Annotated in this window: 14 protein-coding genes; 9 read left to right on the top strand and 5 right to left on the bottom strand. The window is 67.3% G+C overall.

All coding sequences use genetic code 11. The features are described from left to right. Positions 1-81: 81 nt before the first annotated feature. From rpaB to KQ296_RS03215, 3 genes are all read left to right on the top strand, one after another. Positions 82-891: a response regulator transcription factor RpaB gene (rpaB, locus tag KQ296_RS03225; RefSeq protein WP_011932110.1), complete on the top strand. Its 810-nt coding sequence runs from the start codon at positions 82-84 to the stop codon at positions 889-891. A gap of 54 nt (positions 892-945) precedes the next feature. Further along, complete coding sequence (gene lysS, locus KQ296_RS03220) at positions 946-2,415, top strand: lysine--tRNA ligase (RefSeq protein ID WP_011932111.1); 1,470 nt, start codon at positions 946-948, stop codon at positions 2,413-2,415. Between the two features lie 79 nt (positions 2,416-2,494). Then, positions 2,495-2,758 (top strand): hypothetical protein, encoded by a 264-nt coding sequence (locus KQ296_RS03215; RefSeq protein ID WP_006042532.1) that lies wholly within the window; start codon positions 2,495-2,497, stop codon positions 2,756-2,758. Positions 2,759-2,790: 32 nt separating this feature from the next. Here KQ296_RS03215 and KQ296_RS03210 read toward each other — a convergent pair whose 3' ends face one another. From KQ296_RS03210 to egtB, 4 genes are read right to left on the bottom strand one after another with little or no spacing between them, the layout of a single operon-like run. Next, entirely contained in the window at positions 2,791-3,276 is a 486-nt protein-coding gene (locus KQ296_RS03210) for a hercynine metabolism protein (RefSeq protein ID WP_011932112.1), read from the bottom strand. Next, positions 3,276-3,524, bottom strand: coding sequence for a hercynine metabolism small protein (locus tag KQ296_RS03205; RefSeq protein WP_011932113.1), 249 nt, complete (start codon positions 3,522-3,524; stop codon positions 3,276-3,278). Before KQ296_RS03205 ends, KQ296_RS03210 begins: the two co-directional genes overlap by 1 nt. A gap of 26 nt (positions 3,525-3,550) precedes the next feature. Continuing rightward, positions 3,551-4,522, bottom strand: coding sequence for an L-histidine N(alpha)-methyltransferase (gene egtD, locus KQ296_RS03200; protein WP_011932114.1), 972 nt, complete (start codon positions 4,520-4,522; stop codon positions 3,551-3,553). Further along, entirely contained in the window at positions 4,519-5,715 is a 1,197-nt protein-coding gene (egtB, locus tag KQ296_RS03195; RefSeq protein ID WP_041428731.1) for an ergothioneine biosynthesis protein EgtB, read from the bottom strand. The genes egtD and egtB overlap by 4 nt, the downstream gene beginning before the upstream one ends. Positions 5,716-5,811: 96 nt before the next feature. Here egtB and KQ296_RS03190 point away from each other — a divergent pair, with 96 nt between their 5' ends. Further along, entirely contained in the window at positions 5,812-7,848 is a 2,037-nt protein-coding gene (locus KQ296_RS03190) for a protein kinase domain-containing protein (protein ID WP_041428328.1), read from the top strand. An 18-nt stretch (positions 7,849-7,866) separates the two neighbouring features. Here KQ296_RS03190 and smpB read toward each other — a convergent pair whose 3' ends face one another. After that, a complete protein-coding gene (gene smpB, locus KQ296_RS03185) occupies positions 7,867-8,364 on the bottom strand; it encodes an SsrA-binding protein SmpB (protein WP_006042526.1) in 498 nt (165 codons plus the stop codon). Between the two features lie 64 nt (positions 8,365-8,428). On the opposite strand from smpB, the gene ruvB reads away from it, so the two are divergent. Genes ruvB through KQ296_RS03160 form a run of 5 tightly spaced genes read left to right on the top strand, consistent with a single transcriptional unit; the run spans position 8,429 to position 12,350 of the window. Further along, the gene (gene ruvB, locus KQ296_RS03180; RefSeq protein ID WP_011932117.1) at positions 8,429-9,526 is read left to right on the top strand and encodes a Holliday junction branch migration DNA helicase RuvB; all 1,098 of its coding nucleotides are present in this window, start codon (positions 8,429-8,431) and stop codon (positions 9,524-9,526) included. Further along, positions 9,523-10,323 (top strand): tetratricopeptide repeat protein, encoded by an 801-nt coding sequence (locus tag KQ296_RS03175; RefSeq protein WP_011932118.1) that lies wholly within the window; start codon positions 9,523-9,525, stop codon positions 10,321-10,323. The genes ruvB and KQ296_RS03175 overlap by 4 nt, the downstream gene beginning before the upstream one ends. Further along, complete coding sequence (locus KQ296_RS03170) at positions 10,320-11,492, top strand: amidohydrolase (protein WP_011932119.1); 1,173 nt, start codon at positions 10,320-10,322, stop codon at positions 11,490-11,492. Before KQ296_RS03175 ends, KQ296_RS03170 begins: the two co-directional genes overlap by 4 nt. Continuing rightward, positions 11,489-11,719, top strand: a complete 231-nt coding sequence (locus KQ296_RS03165) for a DUF3188 domain-containing protein (protein WP_011932120.1) — start codon at positions 11,489-11,491, stop codon at positions 11,717-11,719. Before KQ296_RS03170 ends, KQ296_RS03165 begins: the two co-directional genes overlap by 4 nt. Before the next feature lie 4 nt (positions 11,720-11,723). Next, a complete protein-coding gene (locus KQ296_RS03160; protein ID WP_011932121.1) occupies positions 11,724-12,350 on the top strand; it encodes a HEAT repeat domain-containing protein in 627 nt (208 codons plus the stop codon). The last annotated feature ends 19 nt before the right edge of the window (positions 12,351-12,369 follow it).

Genomic DNA, 12,369 nt, shown 5'->3' with positions numbered 1-12,369 from the left:
AAAGGCTCGTTCTGACACGCTTGTTTGGCCTCAATCCGTTCAGGTTGAACGGTAGGGTTGCATCTCTTCACTAACTGTTTGATGACCGGCGGGCCATCCCAGCTTGAAACTGGCCAGGGGCCCGAGGACGCTGGAACGGCTTCCACGAAGGCAACCTTGTTGGTGGTTGATGACGAGCCGGCGGTACGTCGTGTGTTGGTGATGCGTCTCCAGCTCGCCGGTTATCGGGTGGTGTGTGCTGAAGATGGGGAACAGGCCCTTGAAGTCTTCAGCCGCGAATCCCCCGATCTGGTGGTGCTCGATGTGATGTTGCCCAAGCTGGACGGCTTTGCGGTGTGCCGCCGTCTGCGGGCTGAATCCTGCGTGCCGATCATTTTTCTCTCAGCCCTCGAAGCGATTTCTGAGCGGGTCGCTGGCTTGGATCTCGGCGCCGATGATTATTTGCCGAAGCCCTTCAGCCCCAAGGAGCTGGAGGCGCGCATCGCCACCATCCTGCGTCGGGTGGGACGCGGTTCGGCCAATGCCGAGCCGAGGGAGTTGCCCACCGGACAAGGTGTGGTGCGGGTCGGTGAACTCGTGGTGGACACCAACCGCCGGCAGGTGACGCGCGGCAGCGAGCGCATCGCCCTCACCTACACCGAATTCAGCCTTCTGGAATTGCTCTTCCGTGAACCTGGACGGGTGGTTCCCCGCGCCGAGATCCTTGAGCAGCTCTGGGGGTATCCACCCCGCCGTGCTGCCGATCTGCGCGTGGTGGATGTGTACGTGGCTCGCCTGCGCGGCAAGCTCGAGCCCGACCCTCGCAACCCTGAATTGATCCTCACGGTGCGCGGAATCGGCTACTCCTCGCAGCGCATGGGTGACAACGCCCCGGTGGCCGCAGCGGGCTGATCCGCCCCATCGGTCCCATCGACCGGCAGGATGGCGCCGACTGCTATCCGTCCCGTGTCCGATCTGCGTGAGACCCGCCTCGAGAAGGTGTCAGCCCTGCGCGACCAGGGCCGGGAGCCCTACGCCCTCACCTTTGACCCCAGCGACCGGATGGCTCGGTTGCAGAGCGACCATGCCGATCTGCCCAAGGGTGAGGAGCGGGATTGTGCGGTGGCTGTGGCCGGGCGGGTGATGACCCGGCGGGTGATGGGCAAGCTTGCGTTCTTCACCCTGGCCGATGAAACCGGCACGATCCAGCTGTTTCTGGAGAAGGCGGCACTCGGCGAGGCCTTCGCTCAGATTACGTCTCTGGTCGATGCCGGTGATCTGATCGGCGTGCGTGGCACGTTGCGCCGCACCGACCGGGGGGAGTTGTCGGTGAAAGTGGCGGAGTGGACCATGCTCACCAAGTCTCTGCAGCCCCTGCCGGACAAGTGGCACGGGCTGGCGGACGTGGAGAAGCGCTATCGCCAGCGCTATCTCGATCTGATCGTGACCCCGCAGTCGCGCGAGACGTTCCGACGCCGGGCGCTGACCGTGAGTGCGATCCGTCGCTGGCTCGATGAGCGCGAGTTCCTCGAGATTGAAACGCCCGTGCTGCAGTCGGAGGCAGGAGGAGCCGATGCGCGTCCGTTCATCACCCACCACAACACGTTGGATCTCCCGCTCTACCTGCGCATCGCCACCGAATTGCACCTCAAACGCTTGGTGGTGGGCGGTTTTGAGCGGGTCTACGAGCTGGGTCGCATCTTCCGCAACGAGGGGGTGAGCACCCGCCACAACCCTGAGTTCACCTCGGTGGAGGTGTATCAGGCCTATGCCGATTACCTGGGGATGATCGAGCTCACCGAGTCGATGATCGCCTCGGTGTGCGAGCAGGTGTGCGGCGGCACGCGGCTCACCTACCAAGGCACGGAGATCGATCTCACCCCGCCCTGGCGCCGGGCGACGATGCACGAGCTGGTGGAGGAAGCCACCGGCCTCGACTTCACGGCTTTCGCGGATCGGGCGGCGGCCGCTGAAGCGATGACGGCCAAGGGGTTGCCGGTGCCAGACAAAGCCGATTCGGTGGGCCGTCTGCTCAATGAGGCTTTTGAGCATGCCGTGGAAGCCAATCTGATCCAGCCCACCTTCGTGCTCGACTATCCCGAGGAGATCTCTCCGCTCGCCCGCAAGCACCGCAGCAAGCCTGGCTTGGTGGAGCGCTTCGAGTTGTTCATCGTTGGTCGGGAAACGGCCAATGCCTTCAGCGAGTTGATCGATCCAGTGGACCAGCGCGGGCGCCTAGAGGCTCAGCAGGCACGCCGGGCCGCCGGTGATGAGGAAGCCCAGGGGGTGGATGAGGACTTTCTGCAGGCCCTGGAAGTGGGCATGCCCCCCACTGGAGGCCTGGGCATCGGCATCGACCGCCTGGTGATGCTGCTCACGGACAGTCCCTCCATCCGCGATGTGATCGCCTTCCCGCTGCTGCGTCCTGAGGGCTGAGCGACAAGCTGGACCATGGACTCAGCGCTTGGGCACCCTCGGGGTGGATAATGGTGCACAGTGGCATGGTCCCTTTCCCATGAGTGGTGAGCGCGTAGGTTTCCGCTTCAAGCACGCCGATGCGGTGGTCAAGCGCAATCCCCAAGGCCGTTCCCGCCGCGGCTGGGTGATGGAGCCGGTGGAGCAGACCACCAGCCGGGGCACCAAGATGCCCGCCTATCGGATTCGCTGGCGCGACAGTGAGCGCCCTGAGATTGTGCTGCAGCACATGCTGATCGCCGATCCCGACCCCACGCCTCCCCCCGAGAACGTGAGCCTTGAGCCCCCGGCACCCAAGGCCTGATCGAGACAGCCTGATCAGGGCAAGGGCTGCGGTCAGTCGAGCCCTTGCCGGCGCCGCAGCTCCTCCAGTTCCTGTCTGGCTTCAAACAGGGCCCAGTCTTCATCCAGGCTGCGTCCTTGGTTTTGTTGGGTTGCCTGTTGGCGGAGATCGCTGATCTGCTGGTCGAGGCCTTGAAAAGCGCAGCCCAGCGTCTCCAGTTCACTCCAGAGATCCCGGCCCTGCTCCATCAGCGTTTGCACGTGATGGTCAGCCCGTTCGGCCAGATCCTCTGCCCCTGCCGCGCGGGCCTTGCGGCTGCGCTCACTCCAGGCCTGCACCTGTTCCGCCAGGGATAACAGCCGCCGGCGCAGGTCCTTGGCCTGACTCTGCATCTGATCGCGACGACGGTTCAGGTCCTGCTGGCGGTCTTGCAGATGCTGTTCGCGCAGCAAGCGATCCTGATCCGGGTTGGCCCGAAGAAAGGCATTGAGCCGATCCTCCAGGTTGCGTTCCAGCTGATCCAGCCAGGTCGGAGCCATCAGTCCGCAGCCTCACTGACGGCTGCATCCGGAGCCCGTGTAATCAGCGGCGCTTCGATCTCCTCCTGCAGCGGGGTGATGGCCCCATCCCGCGAGCGCAGCAGCAGCTGGGTGAGCCGAGCCACCGACCCCTCCCCGAGCTCCAGACCACCGAGCCGTTCGAAGGCCTGCTGGTACACCGCCTCGAGCTCCTCCATCAGCGATTCCCGCTGCAACCGCACCGTGCGCCGTTGCTCTTCTCGACCCATGGCGGTGTCCCACTTCACTGCTGGGCTCAGTCTGCCGCGTCCAGCCAGTGCAGGGAGAGATCGTCGGCCGGGTCGTGCCAGCGCTGCCGCCAACACCAGCCCGCTTCCGCGGCCAGATCGCGGGCCATGGCCGGGGTGTATTTCACGCTGTACTCGGTGACCAGCGGTTGGCCTGCTGCGAATTGCCAACACTCACCGGCGATCGACACCGACTGAGGCTCCTGGCTCACCAGGGCCATGCGCACCCGGTGCTCGGCGGCCTGCCAAAGCGCGTCGTAGTGGAACCGCTCGGGGTCGAACGTGGCCCCCAGTTCGCTGTTCAGCCGATGGAGCAGGTTGCGGGCAAAGGCGGCGGAGACGCCGGCGGCATCGTTGTAGGCGGCCTCGAGCCGTTCGGGTGTCTTGGGTTGATCCAGGCCAAGGAGCAGGGGCCCGCCATTGAGCAGCTGGCGGAAGCGCCGCAGCAGCGCAACCGCCTCCGGGCGGGTGAAATTGCCCAGGGAGCTTCCAGGAAAAAAGCCGATGCGGCGCTGGCCCTGCAGCAGAGGATGCTCCGGCAGAGCTGTCAGGGCGCTGTGATCGCAGCAGATGCCGAGCATGGGCACGCTGGGGTGGCGCGTCTGCAGGTCGGCTGTGGCCTGGCGCAGATGGTCGGCGCTGATGTCGAGGGCCACATAGGCCGAGGGTTGGAGGGCGTTGAGCAGGGTGCCGACCTTGCGGGCACTGCCAGCGCCGAACTCCACGATCACCCCCGCGCCGAGGGCAGCGGCGATCTCGGCAGCCGAATGCTCCAGCAGCCCAATTTCCGTGCGCGTGAGGCTGTATTCGGGCTGCTCGCAGATCTGATCAAACAGGCGTGAGCCTTCCGCGTCGTACAGGAACCAAGCCGGGAGCTGGCGAGGCTCCTGCTGCAGGCCCTGGCGCACGAGCCGCAGCATGTCCGCCGCTGGCGGATGCAGGTCGATCAGTTCCGGTTTCGATGGCGTGAGCGTGGTCATCGGGCCAGGCGCAGGCCGGCCGCCATCCAGCGACTGGCCGGTGGAAAGAAGTTGCGATAAGTGTCGCGGGAATGGCCCCTGGGTGTGAGCTGACTGCTGCCCCGCAGCACGAACTGGGAGGTCATGAACTTGCCGTTGTATTCGCCTACCGCACCGCTGGCTGCCTGGAAGCCGGGGTACGGGCGGTAGGGGCTCGACGTCCACTGCCAGAGCTCACCATGGCTTTGCAGCAACTGCTCGCCGAAGGTGCGGCTGGCCAGTTCCCATTCCGCCTCGCTGGGAAGGCGAGCCCCGGCCCAGCGGGCGTAGGCATCCGCTTCAAACCAGCTGAGGTGGCGCACCGGTCTGTGCTCCGCCAGGGGGCAGCGTCCTCCCAGGGTGAACTCCCAACGCCAGGGTCCTTCGCCGGCGCGATCCCCGCGCCAGTAGCGGGGGGCCTGCCAACCCCGTTGGCAGCATTCCGCCCAGCCCTCACTCATCCAGAACTCGGGGCGTTGGTAGCCGCCTGCGTGGATGAACTGCAGATAGTCGCCGTTGGTCACGAGGCGATCGGCGATCTGGAACGGGTCGAGCCACACCCGGTGCCGGGGGGTTTCGTTGTCGAAGTGGAAGCTGGATCCGGCATGCCCCACCTCCACCAGGCCGCCCGGGCAGGCCAGCCAGCTGGTGTTGTGGTCATCGCTGCCGTTTGATGCGGGCTCCCGCCAGTCCGCGCGGTAGGCCGGTTCGAGCGGTTGGCGGCTGAAGCCGTCGAGTAGATCCATCAGCATCAGCTCCTGATGCTGCTGCTCGTGCTGCAGCCCCAGCTCGACCAGCTCGAGCCAGGGGGCGTCGCCGCTGCTCTCCAGCAGGCGTTCGAGGGCCGCGTTCACCCGGCTCCGCCAGGCGCTCACCTCCCGCATCGGCGGCCGGCTCAGCAGGCCGCGCTGGGGACGGGGTTGGCGGGGACCGACGGCTTCGTAATAGGAGTTGAACAGGTAGCTCCAGCGGGCGTCGGCCGGCTCGTAGTCCGGCTGGTAGGGCCGGAGCACAAACGTTTCAAAGAACCAGGTGGTGTGGGCCAGATGCCATTTGGGCGGGCTGGCATCGGCCATGCCCTGAAGGTTGAGGTCTTCGGTGTCCAGCGGCTCGATCAGGGCTTCGCTGGCATGCCGCACGGCCATCAGCCGGTTCAGAAGCGTGCCGGAAGCCATGGCGGTTGGGCGCATCGGCGGTGACCTTAGGGGCTCCCCATCCCGGTGTCTGCAGGACACTGCCCCTACCATTCAGCCCACTACCGCCTCCACGTTGTGATCGGCACCCTGCTGGCTGACCGGTACCGCCTGGATCGCTGCCTGTCTGCGGATCCAGATCATCCCCAGGGAACGCTCTGGTGTGCGGCCGATCAGATGGCCGCCAGTGCGCCAGTGGCGGTGCGTCAGCTCCGGGATGCCCAGGCTTCTGAGCGCATCCGTGGGTTGTGGCCGGCGATGCAGTCGGTGCTGCACCCCCAGATCCCCCGCTTCGGCGGCTTGCTCGAGGAGCAGGGCTGCCTCTGGCTGGTGCGCGAATGGCAGGAGGGCTCCAGCCTGCTGCAGATCCAGGCGCAGCGTCTGGAGCGGCAGCTGGTGTTCGGGCCAGGCGAAGTGTTGCTGCTGCTGCGCCAACTGCTGCCGCCCCTCGCTGTGCTGCACGGCCAGCAGCTGGTGCATGGTGATCTCAACCCCCGCAATCTGCTCCGGCGCGACCAGGACGGTCTGCCGGTGTTGATCGACTTCGGCTTGCTGCAGCGCAGCGGTGAGCAGCCGATCCCAGGGGCGTCGGCGGCCTATGCCCCCCGCGCCCAGGGGCGGCAGGAGCCCGCTGCGCCCTGGATGGATCTGCACGCCCTGGGGGTCACCGCCCTCACCCTGCTCAGCGGCCGTCCTCCTGAACAGCTGCTGGCGTCGGAGGCTGACGACTGGTTGCTGCCGGCGGATCTGGATCTGGAGTCGCCCTACCGCACGGTGCTGGAACGCCTGCTGTCGGAGCAGGGGGATCGGCGCTTTGCCACCGCCAGCGAGGCGCTCAAAGCGTTGCAGCGGGTCACCATGCCCGAGTCCACCGGCCCCCAGCCGCGGGCGGACCGCACCCTGGTGCTGGCGCCGGTGGTGGTCGCCGAACCCCAGGCGGCGCCTCCGTCGCCAGACCTGCCGCCTCTCGCTGCGGCTTCGGACGCGTCCGAGCGGCCCCGCCCCCGTGCGGAACAGCGTCAGCAGGCCGCCGAGGGCCGGCTTTGGCCGGTGGTGGGCGCCCTGTTGGTGTCTGCGCTGGTGGGTACGGCGATCGGATGGTTCCTGCTCAGTCGCGGCAAGCCCCCCGCCGGTGCGCCATCCACGGAGCGGGATGTGATCGGTCGCTCCCCTGCAGCCAGCCTTCCCCCCGCGGAGGTGGATCAACGCCAGCAACTGTTGAGCCGCCTGAGGGCCTTGCAAGTGGATCGCAGCTGGTTCCTTCAGCTGGTGGATGCCAGCCTGCTGGCTCGCTTCCCGGAACGCAATGGCCGCTTGCCCAGCGATTCCCTGGAGGATGCCCCGCTCCGGCGGGTCTGGAACGAGCTGGCGGAGGAATGGCTGGCCCGGGTGGAGCAGCTGCCGCCGATGCTGCGCGCCCGACTGGGCCGGCTCAAGGATGCCGACTGGCAGAAGCAGCGCCAGGCGCTGGTGCAGCAGGGGGTGAATGTGCGGGTGGTGGAGCAGTTGGTGAGTGCGTCGGCGCAGACGCTCCTGCCCGGTGTGGCCACCGGGGTGAAGCCGCCGGAACCGTTCCGGCAGCTGTGGTTCGCGGCCGCATTGCGCAGTCTGGAGGATGTGCGCATCGAAGCGGTGAAAGCCCGGGCAGGGGTGCCCACCGTGCTCTCGAGCCGGGTGTCTGCGGGCGGAGCGCGTTTGATTTCGATCAGCGTTCCCGCCGGCCGGCGCTTGGTACTGGGCATCAACGGCACACCGCTGATGCAGATGACGGTGTACGGCGCCGACGGGGAGGTGGCGGCGGATCGCGGACCCTTGCGGGTGGTGACCCTCACGGAAGACGCCGGATCGCCGGTGCAGGTGTTGGTCACCAATGACGGCGTGTCTTCCGGGTTGCTCACCTTGTCCTGCCGGGCGGATCTCCCGGAGCCCAAGCCCCTGCCTGCAGTGGATCCCGATCCCATCCCCGATCCGGCCACCGGGGCCGAGGGGCCCGTGGAAGCCTTGCCGGAGCCGCCGGGGCCGAAGCCGGCCGGGGTGGAGGAGCCACCGGCTGCGGAGGAGATCCCGTCAGGGGTGGATGAAGATGGGCAGCCGCCCGCCCCTGACACGAACTAGTTTCGCTCTCGTGACGAATCAGTAACGCGACAGTGCTGCACGCGTTTCTTTCTTGATCTGTTTGTCTTTTTCGGCGGCGCGCTTGTCGTGGAGTTTGCGCCCCTTGCCCAGTCCCAGGGTGAGTTTGATCCAGGAGCCCTGCAGGTGCAGGTTCAGGGGGATCAGCGTCAGTCCTTTCTGATCCAGCTGGCCGCGCAGTTTGTCGATCTCGCGCCGGTGCGCCAGCAGGCGCCGCACCCGCAGCGGGTCGTGGTTGAAGTAGCCGCTGGCATGGGTGTGGGGGGAGATGTGCACGTTGTGCAGCTGCAGCTCTCCGTTGCGGATCAGGCAAAACCCGTCGCGCAGGTTGGCCTGTCCGGCCCGGATCGATTTCACCTCGGTGCCCACCAGTTCGATGCCGGTTTCCAGGGTTTCAAGGATGTCGTACTGATGCCGGGCCAGGCGGTTATCCGCCAGCAGCCGGTTGGCTGCGGCGCGCGCCGCAGCGGCACTCTTCTTGCCTCCTCCTTTGGCCATCCCCCTTCAGGCCTCTCAGCCGCTTGATTCCCCGACCCTATCCAGGGGTCGGTACCCTTCCATCATGGCGATCGTTTCCTCCAACGCCGCATCCCAGCGTCCTCGGCCAGATCGCGGTCCGGATCGCGTCCCCAATCGCGTGGTGGATGGGGCCCGGCAGGCCGAAGATGATCGCGATCCCGGCCGGGTTGGGGCCAAGGAGGACAGCCTGCGGCCCAAGCGGCTGGCGGATTACATCGGTCAGCGCGAGCTGAAGCAGGTGTTGGGCATTGCCGTGCAGGCGGCCGTCGGCCGCGGCGAGGCCCTCGATCACGTGCTGCTCTACGGCCCGCCCGGCCTGGGCAAAACCACCATGGCCATGGTGCTCGCCGAAGAGCTGGGGGTGACCTGCCGGATCACCAGTGCACCGGCCCTGGAGCGCCCCCGCGACATCGTGGGGTTGCTGGTGACCCTGCAGCCCAAGGATCTGTTGTTCATCGATGAGATCCACAGGCTCAGCCGGGTGGCCGAAGAGCTGCTCTACCCGGCCATGGAAGACCGCCGCCTGGATCTCACCGTGGGCAAGGGCAGCACGGCGCGCACCCGCGCCCTCGACCTGCCGCCTTTCACGCTGGTGGGAGCGACCACCCGGGCCGGTGCCTTGAGCTCGCCGTTGCGCGATCGCTTCGGGCTGATTCAACGGCTCGAGTTTTACGGCCTGGAGGATCTGCAGGCCATCGTGGAACGGGCCGCCGGTCTCCTTGATCTCGACCTCAGTGCGGCGGCCTGCACGGAGATTGCCCGCCGCTGCCGGGGCACCCCCCGCATCGCCAACCGCCTGCTGCGCCGGGTGCGCGACGTGGCCTGCGTGCGGGCCTGCGCGGGCCGCATTGATCAGGCCCTCGTGGATGAAGCCCTCACCCTGCATCGCGTCGATGGTCGCGGCTTGGATGCCAGTGATCGCCGCCTGATGGAGCTGTTGCTGCAGTCCCATGGCGGTGGTCCTGCCGGCCTCGACACACTGGCGGCTGCCCTGGGTGAGGATCCGGCCACCCTGGAGTCGGTGGTGGAGCCCTATCTGCTGCAGCTCGGGTTTCTGCAGCGCACCCCCCGAGGCCGGGTGGTGACCGCCGCGGGGCGGGGTCATCTCGGTTGGCCATACCCCCAGGAGCAGGCGGCATGACGGGATTACGCCACGGCTTGACTGTGCTGGTGCTGCTCACCCTGTTGATACTCCCTTGGCCAGTGATGGCAGCAGGCGACCCGCAGGCGAACGACCTGCCGCGCTTGTTTGAGCAGGCCTTGAGCCTGAGCCGCCAGGGCGACCCGCAGGCAGCGCTGCCTCTCTGGGATCAGGTGCTGGAGCTGGCGCCTCGCGATGCTGCCGCCTGGAGCAACCGCGGCAACATCCGCTTGATGTTGGGGGACCCCGAGGGGGCGATCGCCGATCAGACCCGCTCGATCGACCTGGCACCGGACGATGCCGATCCCCATCTCAATCGGGGCACCGCTGAGGAAGCCTTGCAGCGTTGGCCTGAGGCCGCGGCGGATTACGACTGGATCCTCCAGCGCGATCCCCTTGATGCTTCGGCGCTTTACAACCTGGGCAATGTGCGGGGGTCTGAAGGCGACTGGGCCGAAGCCCAGCGTTTGTATCGCCAGGCCGCCGATGCCCGCCCGGGGTTTGCCATGGCCCGCTCCAGTGACGCCTTGGCCCTTTATCAGCTCGAGGATCTTGCCGAAGCTGAGCGTCAGCTGCGCAATCTGATCCGCCGCTATCCCCTGTTTGCTGATGCCCGCGCCGCCCTCAGTGCTTTGCTCTGGCGGCAGGGCTCCCGCGGTGAAGCCGAAAGCCATTGGGCGGCAGCGGCCGGATTGGATCCCAGCTACCGCGATTCGGCCTGGCTGGCCCAGGTGCGGCGCTGGCCGCCCACACCGATTGCCGATCTCGAGCGTTTTCTTGCCCTGGAGGTGTCATGACCCCTACCCAGCCCTGGACCGAGCGCCTCGAGGCGATGCTGCCGGAGTTGATCGCGTTCCGCCGCCATCTGCATGCCCACCCTGAGCTCAGCGGCGAAGAACATCACACCGCCGCTTTGTTGGCCGGTGCCTTGCGGGAGGCCGGCTGGCGGGTGCGTGAGGGTGTCGGTCGCACTGGTGTGGTGGCGGATCTCGGGCCGGAGCAGGGGCCCAAGCTGGGGTTGCGGGTGGACATGGACGCCCTGCCGGTGGAGGAGCGCACGGGCCTGCCGTACGCCTCCTTGCGCCAGGGGGTGATGCACGCCTGCGGCCACGACCTGCACAGCACCATCGGTCTGGGCGTCGCCCGGCTGCTGGCCGCTGAGCCCGAGCGGCCCGTGGGCCTGCGCCTGCTGTTCCAGCCCGCCGAAGAGCTGGCCCAAGGTGCCCGCTGGATGCGGGATGCCGGTGCCACCGACGGCCTCAACGGCTTGTTCGGTGTGCACGTGTTTCCGTCCCTGCCGGCGGGGAGCATTGGCGTGCGCAGCGGCAGCCTGACGGCCGCGGCGGGTGAATTGGAGATCGAAGTGATTGGCGAGGGCGGGCATGGCGCCCGTCCGCATCAATCGGTGGATGCGATCTGGATCGCGTCGCGGGTGGTGACCGGCTTGCAGGAAGCGATCAGCCGCCGGCTCGATGCCCTGCATCCGGTGGTGGTGAGTTTCGGGCGTATCGAAGGGGGGAAGGCCTTCAATGTGATCGCTGATCGGGTGCGTCTGCTGGGCACGGTGCGCTGTCTCTGCACGGATGTGCACGACCGTTTGCCCGCCTGGATCGAAGACACCGTGCAGGCCCTGTGCGCGGGTTTCGGTGCCACAGCCCGGGTGCACTACCGCTGCATCTCCCCTCCGGTGCACAACGACGCGGAGCTCACGGCTCTGCTGGAGCGCTGCGCCATCGAGCAGCTGGGGGCGACCCAGGTGATGCGGCTGGAGCAGCCCTCCCTGGGGGCTGAGGATTTTGCTGAGCTGCTCAAGGGTGTGCCCGGCACGATGTTCCGTTTGGGGGTGGCCGGGCCTGAGGGCTGCGCACCGCTGCACAACGGCCACTTTCTTCCTGATGAGGCCTGTTTGGCGGTGGGCATTCGGGTGCTGACGGCGGCGCTTCTGGCCTGGGAGCCTCCGGCATGAACCGGCCACCCCGCACCCGCCTGCATGTGCTGCTGTCCCTGGCCGCTCCTCTGCTGGTGTTGCTGGGTGTGGTGGCCCTGTTGCAACGGGAGGGTGCCGACAGGTTGCAGTCTCTCCCTGCCATCCTTGTGGGTGCAGGCCTGATGGTCCATGCCGTGGTGGGCCGGCGGCGGCGGCGTCATCGGCTGTTGCTGGCCTTGCGTCGCAGTCGTTTCGAGGAGTCCTGAGCCGATGGCATCCAGCCCCCAGACCCCCCCAGGGGACGCGCCCGACCTCGATGTGCTCAGGGAGGCGATTGGCTCCGGGGATCCCACCCGGGCGATGCCTGCTCTCACCCAGCTGCGCTTCTGCAGCGATGAGCAGGCGGTGCCCCTGCTGGTGCTGGGAACCCAGCAGCAGGCGTTTCTGGTGCGCTCTCTCAGTTGCAGTGGTTTGGGCTACAAACGCACCGAGCAGGGCTGGGCGGTGCTGGAGACGCTGCTCGGCAGCGATGAGGACGCCAACGTGAGAGCCGAGGCCGCCAATGCCCTGGTGAGCTACGGCGTGGAGCGGTCCTGGCCGTTGCTGCGTGCTGCGTTTGCAGCCGACGACGCCTGGCTGGTGCGCTGCAGCATCCTCTCCGGCCTGGCGGAGCAAGCGCAGATCAACCTGGCCTGGCTGTTGGAACTGGCCGAGATCGCCGTTGCCGATGGCGATGGCACGGTGCGGGTGAGCGGGGCTGAAATTCTCGGGCGGATCGTGCGCGAGTCGCAGGGTGGTCCCATTGGTGAGCGGGCCCGCGCCTTGCTCCAGCCCTTGCAACAAGACCAGGACCACCGGGTGGTGGCAGCGGCATTGAATGGTCTGCAGGGGGGGTGACCCCCGCTCTGCCAAGCGC

Source organism: Synechococcus sp. CS-197, from assembly GCF_025128215.1.
GTDB lineage: Bacteria > Cyanobacteriota > Cyanobacteriia > PCC-6307 > Cyanobiaceae > Synechococcus_C.
Note: the sequence above shows the minus strand (reverse complement) of the source record. Positions and strands in the feature narration are given on the sequence as shown.

Bases quoted from the DNA above. Each gene is read 5' to 3' on its own strand.
- rpaB (WP_011932110.1), top strand. From the start codon at position 82: ATGACCGGCGGGCCATCCCAGCTTGAAACTGGCCAGGGGCCCGAGGAC.
- KQ296_RS03215 (WP_006042532.1), top strand. From the start codon at position 2,495: ATGAGTGGTGAGCGCGTAGGTTTCCGCTTCAAGCACGCCGATGCGGTG.
- KQ296_RS03210 (WP_011932112.1), bottom strand. From the start codon at position 3,276: ATGGCTCCGACCTGGCTGGATCAGCTGGAACGCAACCTGGAGGATCGG.
- KQ296_RS03205 (WP_011932113.1), bottom strand. From the start codon at position 3,524: ATGGGTCGAGAAGAGCAACGGCGCACGGTGCGGTTGCAGCGGGAATCG.
- egtD (WP_011932114.1), bottom strand. From the start codon at position 4,522: ATGACCACGCTCACGCCATCGAAACCGGAACTGATCGACCTGCATCCG.
- egtB (WP_041428731.1), bottom strand. From the start codon at position 5,715: ATGGCTTCCGGCACGCTTCTGAACCGGCTGATGGCCGTGCGGCATGCC.
- smpB (WP_006042526.1), bottom strand. From the start codon at position 8,364: ATGGCCAAAGGAGGAGGCAAGAAGAGTGCCGCTGCGGCGCGCGCCGCA.
- ruvB (WP_011932117.1), top strand. From the start codon at position 8,429: ATGGCGATCGTTTCCTCCAACGCCGCATCCCAGCGTCCTCGGCCAGAT.
- KQ296_RS03175 (WP_011932118.1), top strand. From the start codon at position 9,523: ATGACGGGATTACGCCACGGCTTGACTGTGCTGGTGCTGCTCACCCTG.
- KQ296_RS03170 (WP_011932119.1), top strand. From the start codon at position 10,320: ATGACCCCTACCCAGCCCTGGACCGAGCGCCTCGAGGCGATGCTGCCG.
- KQ296_RS03165 (WP_011932120.1), top strand. From the start codon at position 11,489: ATGAACCGGCCACCCCGCACCCGCCTGCATGTGCTGCTGTCCCTGGCC.
- KQ296_RS03160 (WP_011932121.1), top strand. From the start codon at position 11,724: ATGGCATCCAGCCCCCAGACCCCCCCAGGGGACGCGCCCGACCTCGAT.